Source organism: Coriobacteriia bacterium (genome assembly GCA_041658765.1).
In the GTDB taxonomy this organism is placed as follows: Bacteria; Actinomycetota; Coriobacteriia; order Anaerosomatales; family JBAZZO01; genus JBAZZO01.
On record JBAZZO010000006.1, the window covers coordinates 22,530 to 43,446 of the forward strand.

A 20,917-nucleotide genomic window follows, 5' to 3' on the forward strand; every position below is an offset into this window, starting at 1 on the left:
CGGTTGTCGATTCGCCACCTCACCTGCTATAAGTGAATGACCGGCGCCGCGCGCGCCTCGGACATCATGGTGGGGGCGTGAGATGAGCGTGGCGGAGACGACGCGGGCCGAGATGGTGGTCGAGATCCTCGAGCCGTTCCTCGGTCGCGTCGCGGCGGACACTTGCGTGCGAGCGAGCGCGCTGGCGCTCGGTACGACTTCCGACTCCCTCGGCGCCGAGCACATGTCCGCTGTGATCGACCGTATCGTCCGCGTGCTCTCGCCGATCGCTCCTCGGACGACCATCGACGCGGTGGTCGGGGACATCAAGGCGCAGACCCGGTGACGGTCAGGGCTTCCATCTCGCGACGCACCTGGGCGGTCCTGGGCGTGAGCGTCGTCGCAGTCGCGGCGATGTACGCGGCCATCCTCGCCGGCGGGGACGCCGCACTGTACGCGAGCGACATCGGGGAGACGGCGATCGTCTGGGCCGCGGCCGCGTTCACGCTCTCGGCGGCGCTCAGCTTCAGCCCGGGCGAGGAGCTTCGCCGACAGTGGCTGCTCATCGGCATCGGTGTCGTCATGTATGCGATGGGGGACACCGTCTGGGCGTTCATCGAGCTCGTGCAGAAGCGCGAGGTGCCGTATCCGGGTCTCGCCGACCTCTTCTACGTCCTGCAGTACGTCTTCTTCGCGGTCGGCGTGAGCCGCGCCGCGCTCGCGTTCCGCGGGATCTTCGACGTGCGTAAGCCGGCGATCTACGCGGGCGGTATCGGCGCCGTCCTCGCGGGAGCGCAGTACGTGTTCGTGCTGCATCCGATCGTGGTGGGCGAATCGGGGATCGGCGAGAAGGCTCTCAATCTGTTCTACCCCCTCGGAGACGTGCTCCTCGAGCTCGTCCCGGCGTTGTTCATCCTCTTCGTCGTGGCGAACCTAGGCCGAGGCAGCCTCGGCTGGCCGTGGCGTGCCGTCGCCGTGGCGATGGCCGTCATGGCAGTGACCGACACGGCCTTCGTGTGGCTGCAGAACCAGGACCTCTATGCGTCGGGGATGGTCGTCGACGTGGGATGGGCACTCGGCAACGCGGCGATCGCCGTCGGCGCCTCGCTCGCCCGCGATATCGCGCATCCGTTGCGCGCGGGTGGCGCCTAGGCCTCCGGCTTCAGCCTCCGAGCAGGGTCACGCGCACTTCGCGCACGCCCGCGTCGCGCTCGATGCGCACGCGCAGGTCGGGTACGGCGGAGCCGTCCACCTCGACGCGAGCGACGCCGCGGTTCACGCCACGGGGATTGAGCACGCGGATCCGGTACGTCGTACCGTCGCTGCGGTACGTCATCTCGTACGAAGGCCACGCCTTGGGGATGCAGGGATCGACGACGATGTAGCGCTCGCCGTCCTCGGCGACTATGTCGAGCCCGAGCAGGTTGCGCACGGCCACCCTGTGCATCCATGCCGCGGCGCCCGTGTACCAGGTCCATCCTCCGCGACCGACGTGCGGCGGGACGGCGTACACGTCGGCCGCGACCACGTACGGCTCGACGCGGTATACGTCCGCGGCCGCGCGGTCGAGAGAGTGGTTGACCGGGTTCAGCAGGTCGAGCAGGTTGAGCGCCATGTCGCCGTCGCCGTGGAGCAGGAACGCGAGGACGACCCAGACCGCGGCGTGCGTGTACTGTCCGCCGTTCTCGCGCACGCCGGGGACGTAGCCCTTGATGTAACCGGGGTCGGCTTCCATGTGGTCGAACGGCGGCGTGAGCAGGCGGACGAGCCCGTCCTCCCATCGCACGAGGTTCTCCGTGACCGCGTCGAGGGCACGCTCGGCGCGCTCGCGGTCGCCTCGGCCCGAGACGACCGCCCATGCCTGCGCGATCGCGTCGATGCGGCACTCGTCGGCGGTGCTCGTTCCGAGTGGCGTGCCGTCGTCGAAGAACGCGCGCCGGTACCAGGCGCCGTCCCAGCCGTGCTCCTCGACGGCGGCGACGAGCCGGTCCGCCCAGGCGCGGTAGTCCGCCGCGCGTTCGGCGTCTCCCTTCGCCTCACACAGCGGCGCGAAGCCGCGGAGGGTGACGTCGAGGAACCACGCGAGCCAGACGCTCTCGCCGCGGCCCTCGCGACCGATACGGTTCATGCCGTCGTTCCAGTCGCCCGAGCCGATGAGGGGCAGCCCGTGCACGCCGGTCGAGCGGCTCGCCTCGAAGGCGGCCACGCAGTGCTCGTAGAGTGTCGCCTTCCGCGCCGAGGTCGTCGGCTGCAGGTAGAGGTCCTCGTGACCTTCGGGCACAGCCTGTCCCTCGACGAAGGGGATCTCCTCGTCGAGGACGCCGGCGTCGCCGGTCGCACGGACATACTCGGCCGTCACGTAGGCGAGCCAGTGGCGGTCGTCGGAGAAGCGCGTGCGCACGCCTCGTCCGGAGTAGGGCTGCCACCAGTGGAGGACGTCTCCTTCGGGGAATTGGCGGGCCGCGTGGTCGAGGATCCGTTCGCGTGCGATGTCCGGGCGCAACGGGAGCAGCGCAAGGGCGTCCTGGAGCTGGTCCCGGAAGCCGTACGCCCCCGACGACTGGTAGGTCGCCGTACGTCCCCAGACCCTGCAGGCGAGCGTCTGGTAGAGCAGGTGGCCGTCGAGGAGCCGGTCGAGCTCGGCGTCGGGCGTGTGAACGACGAGGGCGTCGAGGGTGTCGGACCAGTACGCGCGTACGCGCTCCAGCTGGGCCTCGACGGTGCCGGACGCGCGGTACCGCTCGAGCAGCGCTCTCACCTGCGCGTCGTCGTCGCACTGTCCCAACAGGAAGGTCACCGAGACCGTCTCGCCGGGCTCGACCGTGAACTTGCGCATGAGGGCGCCGCAGTTGTCGTGGAAGCGCCCCGTCGTTCCACCCAGGTTGCGCTGCCGCATCGCAGCCGGCGCGGCGGGATCCCCGTTGCGGCCGAGGAACTCCGTGCGGCTGCCGGTGTGCGAGTCGATCTCGCCGTCGCAGGCGAGGAAGGCCGGGCGTCCGGGGAAGTCGAGGTTGAACCAGTTCTGGGCGAAGAGGATCTGCGTGTCCGCTTCGTAACGGGTGATCACGCGCTGCTGGGCCTTGCTGCGCGAGTCGCCGAGCGACCACTCGACCAGATGCGTGACGGAGAGGTCCCGGGCGGCGTCGCCGAGATTGGTGAGCGTCAGCCTCACGACGCGTACCGGGTCGTCCACGGGCACGAACCAGTCGACCTCGTGGCGCAGGCCATGGGACGAGTGCTCGAAGCGGGTATAGCCGCGGCCGTGCCTGATGACGTGACCCCCGGCCGACCGGATCGGCAGCGGCGTCGGCGACCAGCTCTCGCCCGTCAGTTCGTCGCGCAGGTAGAGGGCCTCTCCGGAGCCGTCGCTGACGGGGTCGTTGTTCCAGGTGCTGATGCGGTTCTCGTGACTGTTGAGCGCCCACGTGCAGCCCACGCCCGCCTCGGAGACGAGCGCACCGAACCCTGGGTTCGCGAGCACGTTCACCCACGGCGCGGGCGTGGTGTCTCCGTCGGCGAGCACGATGACGTACTCGTGCCGCTCCTCGTCGAAGCCGCCGTAGCCGTTGAAGCACGACAGCGCCGGATGTGGTGGCTGGGCGAGCGGCCAGTCGGGGGCCTTCGCGCGAGCGATGAACGGCTCGGGGGGATAAGGCCGTGGAGCGGGCAGGTCGAGTTGGAGGCGGATCGGGCCGCCGTCGCCGTCGAGGACCGCGCGCGCGACGCTCATGAGCAGATCCAGCACCTCGGGGGACATCTGGTCGGCGGAGCGCAGGAAGACGCCGCCCGGCTTGTCGGCCAACTGCAACGCGTGTCCGGTGCGCAGAAGCAGGCGCAAGCGGTCCTGAAGCTCCGATGCGTAGGCGCTCGGACGGGTGTTGAGGACGACGAGGTCAGTGCGCAGGCCCTTGTGCCGCCAGTACTGGTGCGCGAGCAGCGCTTGACGAGCGAGAGGCATCTCCTCGACACGCTCGATGCGCACGAGGAGGATCGGCAGGTCGCCCGAGATGCCGAGTCCCCACAGCGAGGAGAGCGGCAACTGCGTCGGGACGTCCGTCTTGACCTTGAGACGCGAGTACGGATCGATCAGGAGCAGCCGCGACGCGAGCCGGTCGAAAGTGACCGCCTCCTCCGGGCTGATGCCGAGGTCGCGCAGCTCGATCTGCGTCGTCGTCCACGCGAGGTCGGCTGCGCGCTGCGCGCTGCGCAGGTCGGCGTACTTCGAGGCGAGCTCGACGGCGGAGTCTCTCGACGGCGCGACCCCGGTCGAATAGGCGAGGCGGGCCGTCTCGCCCGGGCCGAGCGAGACCGTGCGGCGGATCGCACAGACGGGGTCGAGCACGGGTCCGACCGTCCCGGAGAGCGGGACTCCCTCGAACACCATCCGCGGAGACCGCGCCTTGCGCAGGCGGCCGAGGAACAGCGCCCGGTCGGTCTCGAACGAGGCCGGGCCCGCCTGCAGGGCCTCGCACGCGAGCGTGTGGAACCCCCACGGCCGCTTCTCGTCGGAGGCCCGTGGCCTGCGGGAGAAGAGCAACGCGTCGAGCCCTTCGGGCTGCTCCGTCTCCAGGAAGAGGTTCGAGAACGCCTTGTGGGCCTGGTCGCTCGCCTGGGGGGCGAGGGCGATCTCGAGGTAGCTCGTGACCTCGATGCGGCGCGGGGTGCGCCCATGGTTCGTGATGGTGAGGCGCCTGACCTCGACGTCGTCCTCCGGGGAGACCACGACCTCGGTGTGCGTCTCGATCGAGCCGTCCTCGCGCCGGTACTCCGCCTTGTCCGCGGAGAAGGTCACGTGGTACTCGTCGGGCTCCGACAGGGTCGGCTGGTAGGTCGCGGACCACACGGCGCCGGAGTCGACGTCGTGCAGGTAGAAGAACGTCCCCCAGCAGTCTCGCGTGATGTCCTCCCGGTACCGCGTCACGGCGAGGTCCCGGTCGATGCTGTAGCCGCCGCCCGCGTTCGTGACCATGACGGAATACCGGCCGTTGGAGAGGAAATGCGTCGCCGGGACGATCGTGTGCGGTGTGGGGTACGAGCGCGTCACGGGGGGCGGGAGCGCCCGGACCGAGCGGACGAATCGGACCTCCTCGACGTTCGGCTGGCTGAGGCGCACGTGCCGCGGGACCCGCTCCTGCAGGAGGAGCTCGGCCGACCTCACGAGCGGGTCGTCGTGGAACCGCTGACGCATGAGCCCGTCGCAGAGCTCGTTCGCGAGAGCGAGGAGGCCCATCCCCTGGTGATGCGCGAAGTACGCCTTGATGACAGCGCGCTCCGCTCCGGCGGGTACCCGGCCCGGGGTGTAGTCGACCGCCTCGTAGAAGCCGTAGCGCCCCTCGGCGCCGTGGAGCGAGAGGGCGGCGAGGTTGTCGAGGGCGGCGCGCGTATCGACGGCGAGCGCGAGCAGGGTGGCGTACGGCGCTACCACGACATCGTCGGAGAGCCCGCGCTTCAGGCCGAGTCCCGGCACGCCGAACGCCTGGTACTGGTACGTGAAGTCGGCGTCCTTCGCATTGAACGCCGATTCGGAGACCCCCCACGGGACGCCGCGCTGCCGCCCGTAGCGGACCTGTCTCCTGACGACCGCGCGATACGTCTGGCCCAGGAGGGTGTCCGGCCAGCTCTCCATCACGAGCAGCGGCATGAGGTACTCGAACATCGAGGCGCTCCACGAGACGAGCGCCCTGCCGCCGTCGGTCACGGTGAGCTGCCGGCCGAGGCGGAACCAGTGTTCCTGGGGCACGTCGCCCTTCGCGATCGCGAGGAAGCTCGCCAGTCGGCACTCCGAGGCGAGCAGGTCGTAGAAGGAATCGTCGAGCCTTCCTTCGGCGGTGTTGAAGCCGATGGAGAACAGTTTCCTGTTGGAGTCGTAGAGCATGTTGAAGTCGGTGTGCTCCCACATCTCGCGGGCGATGTCCGCGAGCAGGAGCAGCCGCGCGAGCAGCTCGACGGCGACGGGGCGGTTCGAGCGGATCGACTCAGCCACGCGGGCGCACCAGGTGCATACGCTCGCCTGGGAGACCGGATCGTCCCCGAAGGGCTCCACCGAGAGCGCTTCGAGCACCTCGATCTGCGCGTCGAGCCCTTCGGCGAGCGCGCGCAACGTGGGGATGCCGTCGACGATCGGGGCCAGCGCGGCCGCGCGGCCGTCCTCCCGCAGCTCGGGGGGCATCTCGCGCAGCATGTCCGCCCACGGGGCGATGGAGAGGAGGTCGTCGAGCATCGCGGAGGCGTCGGGGTCCGACGGCGCGATCGACCGCAGGAGCCACACCCATTCCCCGAGGTCCGCAGGGCCGCGCTCGAGGTCGAGGCGGCGCAAGGCCTCCTCGAGCCGTAAACGGTCGTCCGTCTGGGACGCCGGGACGTCCTCGAGGGAGAGCCTCACGCCGTCCGAGATGCCCGCGAGGGCGACGTCGCGCACGAGCGGCGCGTCGAGCGCTTCGAGCAGGCCGGCGCGCAGCACGAGCAGGTGTCCCGCGAGGTTGCCGGAGTCGACGGTGGAGACGTAGCTCGGGCGCAACGGCTGGAGAGTGGCCGTGTCGTACCAGTTGAAGAAGTGACCCCTGAACCGCTCGAGGCCCGCCATCGTCTGCAGCGTGCCCTCGACGCGGCTCACCAGACCGCCCACGCTCAAGTAGCCGAGGTCGTGTGCAGCGAGGTCCGCGAGCAGCTGGAGGCCCATGTTCGTCGGGGAAGTGCGGCGCGCGACCGAGCCGAGGGGCTCCTCCTGGTAGTTGTCGGGAGCGAGCCAGTGGTCTTCGGGCGTCACGAAGGTCTCGAAGAAGCGCCAGGTGGCGCGGGCCAGATGACGCATCGTGGCGAGGTCGGCGCGCCGCAGGGGAGGCGGCTCGTTCACTCGCGGCCGGGCCGAGGCCCAGGCGAGCGTCGGTCCGGCCCACCACAGCGCGAGCAGGGGCGCCGCGCCCGCGAGCCGTGACGGATCGAGAGCGATCGCCGGTGCGGCCATCGCCGCCGCGACGACGAAGGCTCCCCGCATGCGCCGCTGGTAGGAGACGAGGTCGCCTTCGGAGTGCCGTTCGGACTCCGCCGCCGTCACCCATTCGAGAAGGCGATGCTTCGAGACGTTCACTCTCCAGCACGCCCGGGCCACCGCGTCGGCGTTCACGAGGGAGCGGTGCGGCAGCGTCGCCAGGTCGAGTCCCGAGCGCAGGGCGTCCCGCCCCGCGTCCCGCAACGTCGCTCGCGCCGAGGCCGCCAGGTCTGCCTGAGGCGGCCGGACGAGGACCGAGTCGAGCAGGCCGATCACCAGCGGGAAGAAGTAGATCGCGAGCACTGTCGCGGTCCAAGGCAGTCCGTTCCCCGGCAGCAGGGCCCACCCTGTCGCGAAGAGCAGCGCCCATGCGGGGGGAACCAGACTGCGACGCAGGTTGTCTATCAGCTTCCATCGGTCGATGGCGGGCAGGGTCGAGCGGATGCGGGACCCGCTCGGCCCGGGTACTCGCGGCAGCGCCCAAGCCGCCGCCTGCCAGTCTCCGCGGACCCATCGGTGCATCCGTGCCGTCTCGGAAAGGTGGCTCGCCGGGTGGTCGTCGACCACCTCCACGTCGGAGACGAGCGCGGTCCTCAGGTAGGAGCCTTCGAGCAGGTCGTGGGAGAGGAGCCGCCCTTCGGGGAAGCGGTTCTCGAGTAATGTCGCGTAGACGTCGACCTCGAAGATGCCCTTCCCCGTGAAGCTCCCTTCTCCGAAGACGTCCTGATACGTGTCGGAGACGGCGCCGGCGTACGGGTCGATGCCCGTCGGACCTGCGTGCAGCCAGGCGTAGAGCGAACGCTCGGCGGAAGGCAGCGACATCGCCACGCGCGGCTGGACGAGACCGTAACCGCGGACGACACGTCGGCGCTCGTCGTCGAAGGTGGCGCGATTCAAGGGGTGCGCGATGGTCGCGACGAGCTTACGCGCAGCGTCGCGAGGCAGCACGGTGTCGGCGTCGAGGGTGATGACGAAGGCGACGTCCTGCAGGAACGTCTCGTCGCCGACGCGCACCTCGAAGCTCGTGTCGGACGCTCCGCGAAGCAGCCGGACGAGTTCGGCCAGCGCGCCCCGCTTCCTCTCCCATCCGAGCCAGTTCCCCTCGCGCGGATCGTGGCGGCGTTCGCGCACGAACAGGTGGAACGGGGCGATGTCGGCCCCGGCGCGCTCGTTGAGCGCGTCGATCGCCTCGCGTGCGGCTTCGACTATCGCGTCGTCGGCGGCGCTGCGCCGCGCCGCGGCAGCCGGGAGATCGGCGAGGAGCGCGAAATGGACGTTCGGGTCGGTATTGGCGAGCCGGTCGACCTCGAGAGCGGCCACGAGGTCGCGCGCGGCTCCCGCCGACGTCACGAGCGCCGGGACGACCACGAGGGTCCGGTGGGCTTCGGCGACCGGGTGCCGGGGGTCCAGGCGAGGCAGCCGGCGAGGGAGCCAGACGCGTGCGGCGAGCCGGTTGACGACCTCGAAGCCGATCTCGCTGCCCGCGACCGCCGCCAGCACCGCGAGGGTCGCGGCGGCTCCGATGTCCGCGCCTGAGACCCGCGCGAAGAACCACACCCCGGCCGCTACCGCGGCGGTACCGGCTGTGAGAAGGCTTCCGTACACGAGGCCGCGCGCGGCGAGCGGCCCGCGGTGCGTGAGTTCGCGCAGGCGGGGGCGGTAGTGCACGGCGCGCTCGAAAGCGTACCGGCCATCCGAGACGAGGTAGCGGCCGACGTGTCCCGCAAGAGTGTCCGCGGGGTTCAGGTCGTGTCCTTGGAGCGCGAGGGCGACGGCCGCTTCCGCCAGGCCGATCTCGGACAGCGGGCAGCGGCGGGCGATCGCCTCGAGCGCGTGCCGGTACCGGTCGCGGCTCGCGAAGTCCATCACAGCGTAGACTCCCGCCGGATCTTCTCCGAGGACGTGCTCGACGAGGCTGCACTCCTCGAAGAAGACGTTCCAGTCGAGGGCGTCGAGGAAGCGGACGCTCGTCACCGAGTTCGCGATGGAGACCTGGTCGATCGCGCGGCGGTGCTGCTCGGCATGGGCCAGGATCTCCAGGTTCGTCCCCGTGGAGGCGAGCCGTTTCTCGAGCCAGAACGAGGCCGGTGCCAGCGATGCGTCCTGATCGCGGAGACGCTGGGCGAATCTCACGAGGAACGGGCCCGAGGAGGACGGCGCCCGGCGTTCGAGATCGGCGAGCGCGGCCTTGAGCGCCGCCGGGGGTGCGGGCGTTCCGTCCACGCGAGGCTTCGCGGCTTCGAGGAGCCGGTTCGCCCAACCGTCGGCGGCGGCATCGTCGTCGTGATCGCGGCGCACGACGGCGGCCAGACGGCGCAGGTTCTCGACGAAGCCGACGCGCAGCATGATGGGCACCGCCCAGACCTCACCGATGGTGAGAGGCGAGACGTCCTGGTAGGCCATGATGAAGTGCACGAGGTAGTCGTGGTCGAGGCGGGCGTCCGTGTGCGCGATGAGCGCAGCTGCGGCCGCGTACACCCGGGGGAAGCCCTTGAGGGGCCCGGCCGTCAGTCGCGGGAGCTCGACGCCGAAGTCGGCCGGCAGGTCCTCTTGCACGGTCTTGACCTGCTGCTCGATGAGGTAGTAATTGTCGAGCAGCCATTCGACCGAGGGCGAGACCGCCGCCTGGTCGCGCACGGTGCGCGTCATGTGCGCGTTGACGGTCGCGAGCTCGCGACCCGCCCTCTCGACGAGAGAGAGCAGCGGGGTTCCTCGCACGAGGCCTTGCGTCGTCCAGGTGTGCTCCGCCGCCAGTTCGCGGGCGCGCTCGACGAGTCGGTCGAGTCCGAGCAGCTCGCCGCGCAGCGGTTCACCGCCTGACGCGTTCGAAGAATGTCCTGCTTGCAGTGTCGTGTCTGGCATGCGCCGTCCGCTCGCCTCGGGGCTTCACACTCGGCATCGGGCTTGCATCCGAGGAGCCGGACACGTGCCCATTCTCCCGCTCCGGTTCATGCCCGTCGAGCGGGAATGACCGACGTTGCGCGGTGGATACCCACCGGGGTATGCTTGTCGTGACGCGACGACGATGGAGGGACCCCGCATGCGAGGCAGGTCATGGATCGTATGGATCGCGGTCGTCGCGCTCGTGGCGGCGTTCGTAGTGGCGGTCGCGCGTCCTAAGAGCGATCCGGCGGGTCTTCCCACTAGCGGCAACGTCACCAACGTGCAACTCCTGTCACTCCAGAAGAGCGGGGCGCGCGTGCTGGACGTGCGCACGGCCGCCGAGTACGAGGGCGGGCACATCGCGGGGGCCGAGAACGTCCCCATCGAAGGCTTCACCCAGGCCGCCCAGGCGTGGGACCGCGCGACCCCGGTCGTCGTCTACTGCGCCACGGGCGCGAGGTCGCTCAACGCGGCGCAGTGGCTCTCCGCGAACGGCTTCGAGCACGTCTACGACCTCACCGCGGGGATCGTGGCTTGGGACGGCGAACTGTCGCACGAGGCCGCGACGGCGGTCGCCCAGGCGCCGTCGGAGCCGACGAAGCTCCCCGTGTTCTACGAGTTCTTCACAGGCTGGTGACCCAGCTGCAAGAAGATGAAGCCTGTGGTCGACAGGCTCGAGAAGGAATATCAGGGCAAGGTCGAGTTCCGGCGCTACGACGTGGACAAGGACGCGGAGGGGCAGAAGCTCGCCTCACGGTTCAACGCCCAGTACGTGCCGACCTTCGTTCTGCTCAATAAGGACGGCTCGACGGCACAGACACTCGTCGGCGAGATGCCCGAGGCTAGACTGCGAGCGGCGCTCGATGCCCTTCGCTGATGGGCCGCGCGGGGGTATAATGGTCACAGGCGCCGGCGGGTTCTTCGCCGCGGCCGTCCGGCACCCGAGTCGCTCGCACCCGAGCGCGGCCGAAGAGGTGGTTCTCGTCACGGTGGAGAATGAGCACGAAGACGGGTCCTACTGGAGCGGCAGATGAAGGGCCTTTCCCCGGCGACGGGCTAGGGCACCGGGCATAAGCTCCTGGAGACTTCGCGGGGGTGAAGCCGAGCAGGCGACACTTGGTCGGTCGACAACCCCTGATGACATCCGCAGAAGCGGTACTCGAGCGGTGCGAAGGCCGCTCCGCGATCCGTCCGAAGACGAACGTGCGAGGAGCGGGCCCCTTTCCGGGACCCGCTCCTCGAGCGCTGTCGCGGTCGGCAGGCGCTGGGAGCTCAGACCGCGTCGGGGCCCGACTCTCCAGTCCTGATCCGGTATACCTGCTCGATCGCGGAGACGAAGATCTTGCCGTCGCCGATCATCCCGGTCTTGGCGACCGCGCTCACCGCCTCGATGACGTCGGCCGCCTCGTGATCGTGCACGACGGCCACGACGCTGACCTTCGGGAGCAGGTCGATGGTGTACTCTTGCCCGCGCCACTGCTGAGTGACGCCCTTCTGGATGCCGTGCCCCTTGACCTCGGTCACCGTGAGGCCCGCGTGGCCGAGGGCGACGAGCGCCTCCTTGACCGCTTCGAGCTTGTCGGGCCGGACGATCGATTCGATGCGCTTCACCGTGCATCACTCCCTGCGAAGTCCGGGTACGCGAGCACGCCCATCTCGGTCGCGTCGAGCCCGGCGAGCTCGTCGGCCGCGCTCGAGCGGATCCCCTGGACGCGGTCCTGCACCTTGAAGAAGACGAACATGGTGCCGAAGGCCCACGCGGCGACCACGACCACGGCGATCGCCTGCGCGCCGAGCTGTCCGAACCCTCCTCCGTAGAAGAGGCCGGTGACCGCGCCCTCGATGCCGTTGAAGCCGTCACCGTACGTGCCGTCGGCGAAGAGTCCGAGCGCGATCATGCCCCAGAGGCCGTTCACCCCGTGGACCGAGATCGCGCCGACGGGGTCGTCGATCTTGCACACGCGCTCCCAGAAGATGACGGAGCCGACGACGAGCAGGCCTGCGACGATACCGATGGCGAAGGCGCCCGCTGTGCTGACGAACGCGCAAGGGGCGGTGATGGCGACGAGACCGGCGAGCATGCCGTTGGCGGTCATCGAGGGGTCGGGATGGCCCCAGACCTTCCATACGAGGAACATCGCCGCGATGGCGCCGGCGCTCCCCGCGATCATGGTGTTCACGATGATGACTGAGAACCTCAGGTCGCCCGCGGCGAGTGTCGACATGCCGTTGAAGCCCATCCATCCGAAGACGAGGATGATCGTGCCGAGGATCGCCATGGGGATGTGGTGACCGGGGATCGCGACCGGCTTCCCGTCCTTCGTGAACTTCCCGATCCTGGGCCCAAGGACGTAAGCCCCCGCGAGCGCCGAGAATCCGCCGACCGCGTGCACCACCGAGGAGCCGGCGAAGTCGAGCGCGCCGTGGCCGAGACCGAGCGTCGAGCCGAGCTGCGATAGCCAGCCGCCGCCCCACATCCACATGCCGTAGAGCGGGTACGTGAAGACCGCCATGAAGACGCCGAACGGGAGGAACGCCGAGAACTTCCAGCGCTCCGCCATGCCGCCGGTCACGATCGTGGCCGCGGTGTCCATGAAGACGAGCTGGAAGAGGAAGAACGCGTACACGCCCACGTCGTACGTGCCGCCGCTCGTCAGGAAGAAGCCCTTCGTGCCGAAGATGCCCCACCCTTTCGCCAGCGCGAACGAACCGCCGAGGACCGACGACCCTCCGAGCGTGCCGAGTGCGCCGAAGCCGCCGAACTGGAGCCCGAACCCGACCGCCCAGTACGCGAGCGTCCCGACCGCGAAGATCACGAAGTTCGTCATCGCGACGTGAGCGGCGTTCTTCGAACGGCAGAACCCGGTCTCGACGAGCATGAACCCGGCCTGCATGAAGAAGATGAGCGCGACGCCTACGATGACGAAGAACATGTTCGTGCCGACCTTCAGGTGCCCGAGGTCCTGAGCGACCTCGACGAGCGTGGGATTGCCCGCCGTGGCGGCGGCCACGTCGGCGATGCCGCCCGTCGCGCCGCCGGTGGGGTCGCCCGAAGCCATGGCCACGCTGGCCGCGGCCATGAACGTGAGGGCGAGCAGTGCGAGGATGGCGGTCCGCACCGCCGCGGTCTTGAGGATGCGGGGTAGTCTCCCTCGCCAGTCGTAGGAGCGATCGATGAACGAACTCAACGCCGTCACCTCCTTGTAGTGTCCGCGGCCCGCTTAGCGCGGGCCGCAGCCGTCAGGGGGTGCCGCACGTCGTTGGACGGCACTGGGAAGGGCGCGTCCGCCCTCGCCGTCATCCACACTAGAGGCGAGGTGTTGCGCGCCCGTTTCACCGCGGGTGCGGTCGCGTGAAACCTTCGTTGCGTCGCATGCCGGGCGTGATGCTATACTCGCCCCGCTTCGGGGACGTAGCTCAGCTGGGAGAGCGCGGGCTTTGCAAGCCTGAGGTCGCCGGTTCGATCCCGGTCGTCTCCACCAGGTCACCCCATCGGGTCGCGGCGATCGCATGCCGCGGCCCGATGTGTATCCGCTCAGCTAGGTAGATAACGGCGGGCGTCGTCTCGCACCTCGCCGAGATGCTCGGCGGGTCGCTGACGCTGACGAGCGAGCCGGGCGCCGGCTCGACGTTCGTCCTTCGCGTGCCGGCGGACCGCACGGGGACCCGCGCCGAGGACCGACGGCGCCACACCCCGGAGCGTAGGCTACACTGCGAACGTCGGTCTGTGTGAGGAGGACGCGATCGCGATCGCAATGTGGTCCGCATCGGCAGTGCTCGGTGTCCTCGTCCTCGTAGCGCTCTCGAACTCGCTGGTGATGCGCCGCTTTGGGACCGCGCCCGCCGCTTCGGACGTCCCGCTCGTCTCCGTGCTCGTGCCCGCACGCGACGAGGAGCCCAACGTCGAGAGGTGCGTGCTGTCCCTGCTCGCCCAGGACCATCCGCGTGTCGAGGTCCTCGTGATCGACGACGAGTCCGGTGACGGCACGTGGGCGATCCTCGAGCGGCTCGCACGGGAGGACGCCGGACCTGAGGGCACGGGGCGCCTGCGCGTCGTGCGCGGGACGCCGCCGCCGCCGGGATGGATCGGGAAGAACTGGGCTTGCCGGCAGCTCGAGGACCACGCAGGAGGCGATCTGCTGCTCTTCACCGACGCCGACACCGAGCACGACCCGCGCACCGTGCGCGAGGCGGTCGCCGAGCTCGAACACGCCCGCGCGGACCTCGTGACGGCGATCGTGCGTCACGAGGTCGAGACGTGGCCCGAGCGCGTCGCGGTGCCGATGATGCCGTGGGCGAACATGACGTTCGTGCCTCTCGCGCTCGCCTACCGGACGACCTGGCCGGCCGTATCGACCACGATCGGCCACTTCATGCTCTTCCGGCGAGAGGCTTACGAGCGCATCGGCGGATATGCCTCGGTCGCGGGCAGCGTCATCGACGACGTGGCGCTCGGAAGGCGACTCCGCGCACACGGGCTGCGCTGGTGGCTGCTCGACGGGACCGGCCGCATTCGCTGCCGGATGTACCGGACCGTGCCGCAGATAGTCGAGGGTTTCGGGAAGAACGTCTTCGCGTTGCTCGACTGCCACGTGGCCCTCGGCGCTCTCGCCTGGCTCGCGCTCGCCGGGCTGTTCCTGGCGCCGCTTCTCGCCCTCGCGGCCGGGCACGCCGCCGCCGCGCTCCCAGTCGCTCTCGCGCTGGTCCTCTTCGCGATCGCCTACGCGCGCACTCGCGTGCCGGTCGGCCTCGCCCTACTCTATCCACTCACCGTCGTGTCGCTGCTGGCTGTCGGACTCATCTCGATGGTCGGCACGGTCCGCGGAACGACGACGTGGAAAGGGCGCGTCGTCGTGCGGCAACGGATAAACTGGTTGTGAGGACGGTTCGGCCGGACGGAGGGGCAGCGTGGCGGACATCATCGAGGTCCGAGACCTCGTCAAGCGATACGGAGAGAACGTCGCCGTCGACGGCGTGACGTTCTCCATCCAAGAGGGGGAGACGTTCGGGCTCCTCGGGCCGAACGGCGCCGGGAAGACCACGATCATCTCCGTCGTGTGCTGCCTTCTCGCCCCGAACGGCGGTGACGTCTTCGTCGACGGCGCGTCGGTACGCACGGACCCGCAGCGTGTGAAGCGCTCCCTGGGCGTCGTGCCGCAGGACATCGCCCTCTACCCTACGCTGACCGCACTCGAGAACCTGCGGTTCTGGGGCCGCATGTACGGTCTGTCGGGGAAGACCCTCGACGCCCGCGTCGGCGAGGCCCTCGAAGTGGCCGGCCTCACCGACAGGGCGAAGGAGCGCATCGAGGCGTACTCGGGCGGCATGAAGCGCCGCGTGAACATCGCCGCGGGCATGCTCCACCATCCGCGCGTGCTGCTCATGGACGAACCGACCGTCGGCATCGACCCGCAATCGCGCAACCACATACTCGAGACGGTCCGCCGTCTGGCCGAGGCCGGCACGACCGTGGTGTACACGAGTCACTACATGGAGGAAGTCGAGGCGATCTGCGACCGCGTCGCGATCGTCGACCACGGCAAGGTGATCGGCCAGGGGACGGTGGCCGAACTCCAACAGCTGATCGGCGACGAGAACGCGATCATGCTGCGCGTCGAGGAGGTCCCGGACGAGACGCTGGCGTCGCTGCGTGCGGTACCGGGCGTGGACCGGGTCACGTTCGCCGACGGCGCCCTCGAGGTGCTCGCCCGGGACACGGCCGCGGTGCTCTCCCCGGTCGTGTCGGCGCTCGACGCGTCGGGCGCGCGCGCCTCTTCGATCGACATCGTCGAGCCCAACCTGGAGACCGTGTTCCTGCACCTGACCGGGAAGAGCCTCCGGGACTGACATGATGCGCATCCTCGCCATAGGGCTGAAGGACGTCCGCGTGACGGTGCGCGACAAGCCCGCGCTCGGGATCCTCCTCGGTATGCCGATGGTGCTGATCTTCATCCTGGGTTCCGCGCTGGGCGGCATCGGCAAGGGCGGCGCCGGCCGCGTGCCTATCGCGGTCGTCGCGCTCGACCGTGGAGAAGCGGGGACGCGCATCGCCGAAGCTTTCGAGAGCACGGAGCTCGAGGACGTCTTCGAGGCGCACCGGTTCGTCACCGAGGCGGCCGCGAGACGCGCCGTCGAGCGCGGCGACCTCGCGGCGGCCCTCGTCATCCCCGAGCGGTTCTCCGATGACCTGACGGCGGGATCCGGCGTCAGCTTGCGCGTGTGGGCCGACCCCGGGCGCGAGGTCGCGGCGGGCATCGTGCGCGCGGTGGCCGAGTCGCTGGCGACGCGGGTGTCGGCGGTCGCCGTGGCCGCCCAGGTCACGGGAGAGGCCGTCGGACGCTCCGGGCTCTCTCGCGATCCGAGGGTGGCGATGGCGGCGGCCCGCTCGGCCGCGGACGAGTTGGGGCGCGCCGACGGGCTCGCGAGGGTGCGAGTCGCCGAGGCGAAGGCCCGGCTCCAGCACAAGATGACCACGCTCGATTACTATGCGGGCGGGATGTCGGTGATGTTCCTGCTCTTCGGCTCGATGTTCGGCGCGTTCTCCCTGGTGGAAGAGCGAACGGGGGGCACCCTCGCTCGCTTGCTCGCCGGTCCCGTCTCGCGAGTCCAGGCTCTGGCCGGGAAGACGCTGGGCGTCTTCGTCGTAGGTGTCGTCCAGGCGCTCACGCTCTACGGCTTCACGAGACTGCTCGGGGTGGCGTGGGGACCGGACGTCCTCGCGCTGGGGCTCATCGGCTTCAGTACCATCGTGGCGGTCACGGGCATGGCCCTCATGCTGTCGACGCTCGCGAAGTCGGTGCGCGGAGTGGGCGCGATCGCCCCGCTCGTCATCCAGGTCCAGGCGGCCGCGGGCGGCAGCTTCTTCCCCGTCTCTGCGTTGCCCGAGTGGCTGAGGCCCGTCCACTACCTGACGGTGAACGGGTGGGCGCTCGACGGCATCCTCGCGGTCATGCGCGGGGCGGGCGTGGCCGAGGTATGGCCGAAGGCGTTGGCGCTCCTCGGTCTCGGCGCCTTGTTCTTCGCGATCGGTGTCTGGCGGTTGGAGACCTCGTGATGCGGAAGGTGTTCGCCCTCGTGCGGCTCGACGTCGCGCAGGTCTTCAAGGACCGCTCCCAGCTCTTCGGCATGATCGCGCTGCCGTTGCTGCTCACGCTCTTCTTCGGGCTCATGCTCGGCGGTTCGGGCGAGTCGCGGGTGAGCGTCGCGCTGGCCGACGCCGACGGGTCGGAGGCCTCCATGCTCGCGGCGCGCCTCGTGCGCGAGGAGTCGTCGTTCCGCGTCGTCGAGGCGACGCCCGCGCGCGCACGGGCCCTCGTGGGCAGGGGTGACGCCGCCGCCGCGGTCATCCTGCCGTCGGGGTTCGGGAACGCCGTCCGGCTGGGGCAGCGAGCAGAGATAGAGCTGGTGAAAGACCCGCGCGACACCGCGGCGATCGCGGTCGGGCAGGTGATCGAAGGCGTGGCCGGGAGGATCGCGGCCGACGCGCGGACCGCCGACATCGCACTGCGGACCCTCGAGGACCTCGCGGCGGCGCCGGGCGCCCGGCCGCACGGCCCGATACCGTCCTTCGACGACCTGTACAAGAACGCCGATGCCGCATGGGAGCCGCGGCCGCCCGTCACGGTCGACTCTCGCGAGGTCCGCGCCTCGGCCGTCCGCGGGGACCGCACCGTCCCGATGGGCTTCTCCCAGTTCTCGCTCGGGTTCACGGTCATGTTCGTGCTCTTCATCGCGTTCAACGGAGCGGGCGGCATCCTGGAGGAGCGGGAGAACGGCACGTTGGCCCGCCTGCTGACGACCCCGACGCCCAAGACCGTGCTGCTCGCGGGGAAACTCCTCGGCGTCTACACGACGTGCCTCGCGCAGGCGCTGATAATGATCTCGGTGGGCGCGTTCGTCTTCCGCGTCCCGTGGGGCAACGACCCGTTGGGCGTCGCGGTGATCGTCGGGGTCTACGCGCTGGCGGCGACCGGACTGGGCCTGCTGCTCTCATCGATCGTGCGCACGCGCAGCCAGATATCCTCCCTCGGCTCGGTGCTTGCCGTCGTCCTGGCGATGCTCGGCGGATGCTACTGGCCGATCGACATCGTCTCTCCGACGATGCGCTCCATCGCTTGGTTCACCCCCACGGGCTGGGCGATGCGCGGACTCACCGATATCGTCGTGCGCAACCAGGGCCTGGGACAGGCTTGGACGCCCGCCCTGGTGCTGCTCGGTTTCGCCGCGGTCTCTTTCGTAGCGGGCGTGCGGGCACTCCGCTTCGAATGATGGGCGACGAGACGTGACAGACTGGTTCCTGAAAGGTCTAGCGGTGGGCTTCGTCATCGCGGCCCCGGTAGGCGCCATCGGCGTACTGTGCATCAGGCGCACGCTCGAGGGAGGTCTGCCGCGCGGGCTTGCGAGCGGCCTCGGGGCGGCGAGTGCCGACGCGTGCTACGGCGCGATCGCCGGATTCGGGCTGACGGCGATCTCCGGACTCCTTCTCGGTCTCGAGGCGCCGCTGCGCGGCGCCGGGGGCCTCTTCCTGGTGTGGCTCGGCGTGCGGACCTTCTTCTCCCGCCCGAGAGCAGGCGCCTTCCGGACCGAACCGGCCGGACTCGCGGGGGCGTGGGCGTCGACCTTCGGACTGACGCTCGCGAACCCCTCGACGATCCTCGCGTTCGGCGCTGTCTTCGCGGGGCTCGGGCTCGCGGCGCATCCCGGTGGTCCCGGCGCCGCGGCCGCGCTCACGGTCGGTGTCTTCGTGGGCTCGGCGGTCTGGTGGCTTCTACTCACCACGGCGGTCTCCGTCGTCCGGGGGCGCATGGACGATCGCGCGATGGTCGCGCTCGACCGCATCTCGGGCTCCGTCATCGCGGTGTTCGGCGTCGTCGCTCTCGCGAGCTTGTTCGCTAGCTGACACCGCCGAACACCGCCGCTTCTGTCATCATCGCAAGGAACGCCTGCCGTCCCGAAGGGGCCCGACGACCATGGAAGACCGGCCCGACGCACGTACACTGGTGGCCGTCATCGTCGCGCTCGTCGTCTGGGCATCGGCGTTCCCCGGAGTGCGGGCCCTCGTCGACTCGCGGCACCCGATCTTCGGCCCCGGCCAGATGGCGCTCCTTCGCTTCCTCGTCGCCTCCGCCGCGTTCGCGGTCCTCGCCCTAGCGCGGCGCATGCGGCTCCCCGCGCTGCGTGACGTCCCGCGCATCGCGCTCGCGGCGCTCTGCGGCATCACCATCTACCACCTGGGGTTCACGTTCGGCGAGTCGACCGTGACGGCGGGTGCGGCGGCGCTGATCATCGCGTCGGGACCGATCTTCACCGCTCTGCTCTCCATCGTCTTCCTCGGTGAGCGGTTGAACGCCTGGGGATGGGGAGGCGTGCTGCTAGCCTTCTCCGGGGTGACGCTCATCGCTCTCGGTGAGGGCGGCGGGTTCTCCGTCGAGCGAGGCGCGCTCTTCGTGCTGATGGCGGCGATCGGCACGGCGTTCTACTTCGTGCTGTCGAAGGGGCCGCTGAGGGTGTATGGCGCGCTGGAGTTCACGTCGTACGCGGTCTGGTTCGGGACCGTGCCGATGCTCTTCTTCCTGCCCGGGCTCGCCGCCCAGGTGAGCTCCGCGCCCTCCTGGGCGATCGCTACGATCGTCTACCTCGGCGTCTTCCCCGGGGCCGTCTCGTACGCTCTGTGGTCGTACGGCCTGGCGCGCATGCCCGCCACCAAGACCGCGAGTTTCCTTTACGCGCAGCCCGTGCTGGCGGCGTTCATCGCGTGGGTGTGGCTGCGAGAGGTCCCCGCGTGGCTGACGATCGCCGGCGGGGCGATCGCGCTGGCCGGGGTCGTCGTCGTCGGCACGAGAGGGAAAGCCGTCACGCGCAGGCCCTAGCGGCGTACGGAGAAGCCCGTCTCCCCCAGCGGGGTCTCCCGCGTGACCTCGACGCTCGAGACTCTCGCCCCCCGAGGCCCGGTGCGCGTCCACTCGATGGCGGCTTCGACCGAGCCAACGGGTCCCTCGAAGACCGCCTCGACGCTACCGCCCGGGAGGTTGCGCACCCATCCGGCGAGGCCCAGGCGCCGCGCCGCGTCGACGGTCGACGCGCGGAAGTACACGCCCTGCACGAGACCCGAGACGATCACGCGCGCCCGCGACACCGCTTGATCCATGACCCGCCCTTCGAGCCGGGCTCCCGCCCGAGGTCCGCCGGACGGGAGTAGAATCGCACATCAGGCGGGGATGCGGCCACGCCGGGAGAGGGGGAGACGTGGAGGTGCCTGTCGGACGATGGGCCGATGCCATATCCGTTCGGCGGTCCCGGCGCGCTTTCGACGGCGTGTCCGTCGCCGGCGATCTTCTCGACGCCCTCGACGAAGTCTGTCGATCCTTCAGACCTTTCCCGGAGGTCCGCACGGTCCTATTGAGCGATGCCCCAGCCGACATCTTCACGGGTCTCGTCGCGGGCCTCGTCGGCTCCTACGGTCGCGTGACGGGCGCGCCGTCGGCGCTGCTCTTCATCGGCGTGCCTGGCCCGAAGACGCCGGAGCGCATCGGCTACACTGGTGAGGGCGCCGTGCTCGAGGCGACGGCCCTCGGTGCCGGGACGTGCTGGGTGGGCGGCGCTTTCGACCGCAGGCGCGCGGCGGGACTCGCTGACCTCGCCGAGGACGAGCGTGTCTTCGCGGTCTCGCCCGTCGGGACGCCGCTCGCGCCGCCCGCCGCCACGGAGCGGCTGCTCTTCGGTGCCGGGAAAGAGAAGCGCCGGCGCCCTCTCGACATCATCGCTCCGGGCCGGGAGGACTGGCCCCGGTGGGCGATCGCCGGCGTCGAGGCGGCACGGGTCGCGCCGTCAGCGCTCAACCGTCAGCCGTGGAGATTCTCGCTCGTGGGGGGCGACGTCCTGCTGAAGCACGCCGGACCCGACACCCCGGGGTCCTCGAAGCGGCTCGATTGCGGGATCGCCATGCTCCACTTCGAGATCGCGGCGCACGCGGCCGGCTCCGAGGGGGCGTGGGGGCCGGGCGTAGATGGGACGCTGGCCAGGTGGGCGGAACCGGGGTGATTGTGATTCGTGTCACTATGGTATCAT

At 70.0% G+C, this 20,917-nt stretch carries 15 protein-coding genes and 1 tRNA gene; 12 read left to right on the top strand and 4 right to left on the bottom strand.

The window, feature by feature from the left end; all coding sequences use genetic code 11:
• Positions 1-82 precede the first annotated feature (82 nt).
• Both WC971_05080 and WC971_05085 read left to right on the top strand, forming a co-directional pair.
• Entirely contained in the window at positions 83-325 is a 243-nt protein-coding gene (locus tag WC971_05080; protein ID MFA5844188.1) for a hypothetical protein, read from the top strand.
• Positions 326-369: 44 nt separating this feature from the next.
• Positions 370-1,131: a hypothetical protein gene (locus tag WC971_05085; GenBank protein MFA5844189.1), complete on the top strand. Its 762-nt coding sequence runs from the start codon at positions 370-372 to the stop codon at positions 1,129-1,131.
• A gap of 10 nt (positions 1,132-1,141) precedes the next feature.
• Here WC971_05085 and WC971_05090 read toward each other — a convergent pair whose 3' ends face one another.
• Positions 1,142-9,829: a glucoamylase family protein gene (locus tag WC971_05090; protein ID MFA5844190.1), complete on the bottom strand. Its 8,688-nt coding sequence runs from the start codon at positions 9,827-9,829 to the stop codon at positions 1,142-1,144.
• A gap of 178 nt (positions 9,830-10,007) precedes the next feature.
• Between WC971_05090 and WC971_05095 the strand changes: the two genes are divergently transcribed.
• Together WC971_05095 and WC971_05100 are read left to right on the top strand one after the other, a co-directional pair.
• Positions 10,008-10,487: a rhodanese-like domain-containing protein gene (locus WC971_05095; GenBank protein MFA5844191.1), complete on the top strand. Its 480-nt coding sequence runs from the start codon at positions 10,008-10,010 to the stop codon at positions 10,485-10,487.
• A 24-nt stretch (positions 10,488-10,511) separates the two neighbouring features.
• Positions 10,512-10,727, top strand: coding sequence for a thioredoxin family protein (locus WC971_05100; protein MFA5844192.1), 216 nt, complete (start codon positions 10,512-10,514; stop codon positions 10,725-10,727).
• Positions 10,728-11,122: 395 nt separating this feature from the next.
• Here WC971_05100 and WC971_05105 read toward each other — a convergent pair whose 3' ends face one another.
• Both WC971_05105 and WC971_05110 read right to left on the bottom strand, forming a co-directional pair.
• Positions 11,123-11,461: a P-II family nitrogen regulator gene (locus tag WC971_05105; GenBank protein ID MFA5844193.1), complete on the bottom strand. Its 339-nt coding sequence runs from the start codon at positions 11,459-11,461 to the stop codon at positions 11,123-11,125.
• Positions 11,458-13,038: an ammonium transporter gene (locus tag WC971_05110; GenBank protein MFA5844194.1), complete on the bottom strand. Its 1,581-nt coding sequence runs from the start codon at positions 13,036-13,038 to the stop codon at positions 11,458-11,460. Before WC971_05110 ends, WC971_05105 begins: the two co-directional genes overlap by 4 nt.
• 218 nt (positions 13,039-13,256) lie before the next feature.
• Here WC971_05110 and WC971_05115 point away from each other — a divergent pair.
• The 7 genes from WC971_05115 to WC971_05145 all read left to right on the top strand — a co-directional run bounded on the left by WC971_05115 (position 13,257) and on the right by WC971_05145 (position 19,719).
• Positions 13,257-13,332: transfer RNA gene (locus WC971_05115), tRNA-Ala, on the top strand.
• Positions 13,333-13,623: 291 nt separating this feature from the next.
• Positions 13,624-14,730, top strand: coding sequence for a glycosyltransferase family 2 protein (locus WC971_05120; protein ID MFA5844195.1), 1,107 nt, complete (start codon positions 13,624-13,626; stop codon positions 14,728-14,730).
• 37 nt (positions 14,731-14,767) lie between these two features.
• Complete coding sequence (locus WC971_05125; protein ID MFA5844196.1) at positions 14,768-15,697, top strand: ABC transporter ATP-binding protein; 930 nt, start codon at positions 14,768-14,770, stop codon at positions 15,695-15,697.
• Between the two features lies 1 nt (position 15,698).
• The gene (locus tag WC971_05130) at positions 15,699-16,904 is read left to right on the top strand and encodes an ABC transporter permease (protein MFA5844197.1); all 1,206 of its coding nucleotides are present in this window, start codon (positions 15,699-15,701) and stop codon (positions 16,902-16,904) included.
• Positions 16,904-18,118: an ABC transporter permease gene (locus tag WC971_05135; GenBank protein MFA5844198.1), complete on the top strand. Its 1,215-nt coding sequence runs from the start codon at positions 16,904-16,906 to the stop codon at positions 18,116-18,118. Before WC971_05130 ends, WC971_05135 begins: the two co-directional genes overlap by 1 nt.
• A 13-nt stretch (positions 18,119-18,131) precedes the next feature.
• Positions 18,132-18,749 (top strand): LysE family transporter, encoded by a 618-nt coding sequence (locus WC971_05140; protein ID MFA5844199.1) that lies wholly within the window; start codon positions 18,132-18,134, stop codon positions 18,747-18,749.
• A 70-nt stretch (positions 18,750-18,819) separates the two neighbouring features.
• On the top strand, positions 18,820-19,719 hold the full coding sequence (locus WC971_05145; GenBank protein MFA5844200.1) for a DMT family transporter: 900 nt from the start codon (positions 18,820-18,822) through the stop codon (positions 19,717-19,719).
• Here the strand turns inward: WC971_05145 and WC971_05150 are convergent.
• Positions 19,716-19,997, bottom strand: coding sequence for an acylphosphatase (locus tag WC971_05150; GenBank protein MFA5844201.1), 282 nt, complete (start codon positions 19,995-19,997; stop codon positions 19,716-19,718). The two genes, WC971_05145 and WC971_05150, sit on opposite strands and share 4 nt — an antisense overlap.
• Positions 19,998-20,095: 98 nt before the next feature.
• Here WC971_05150 and WC971_05155 point away from each other — a divergent pair, with 98 nt between their 5' ends.
• Positions 20,096-20,890 carry a nitroreductase family protein gene (locus WC971_05155; GenBank protein ID MFA5844202.1) on the top strand — a complete coding sequence of 265 codons (795 nt, stop codon included), beginning with the start codon at positions 20,096-20,098 and terminating at the stop codon, positions 20,888-20,890.
• Positions 20,891-20,917 lie beyond the last annotated feature (27 nt).

Coding starts and splice junctions, on each gene's coding strand:
- WC971_05135 (MFA5844198.1), top strand. CDS start 16,904: ATGCGGAAGGTGTTCGCCCTCGTGCGGCTCGACGTCGCGCAGGTCTTC.
- WC971_05090 (MFA5844190.1), bottom strand. CDS start 9,829: ATGCCAGACACGACACTGCAAGCAGGACATTCTTCGAACGCGTCAGGC.
- WC971_05095 (MFA5844191.1), top strand. CDS start 10,008: ATGCGAGGCAGGTCATGGATCGTATGGATCGCGGTCGTCGCGCTCGTG.
- WC971_05130 (MFA5844197.1), top strand. CDS start 15,699: ATGATGCGCATCCTCGCCATAGGGCTGAAGGACGTCCGCGTGACGGTG.
- WC971_05150 (MFA5844201.1), bottom strand. CDS start 19,997: ATGGATCAAGCGGTGTCGCGGGCGCGCGTGATCGTCTCGGGTCTCGTG.
- WC971_05080 (MFA5844188.1), top strand. CDS start 83: ATGAGCGTGGCGGAGACGACGCGGGCCGAGATGGTGGTCGAGATCCTC.
- WC971_05145 (MFA5844200.1), top strand. CDS start 18,820: ATGGAAGACCGGCCCGACGCACGTACACTGGTGGCCGTCATCGTCGCG.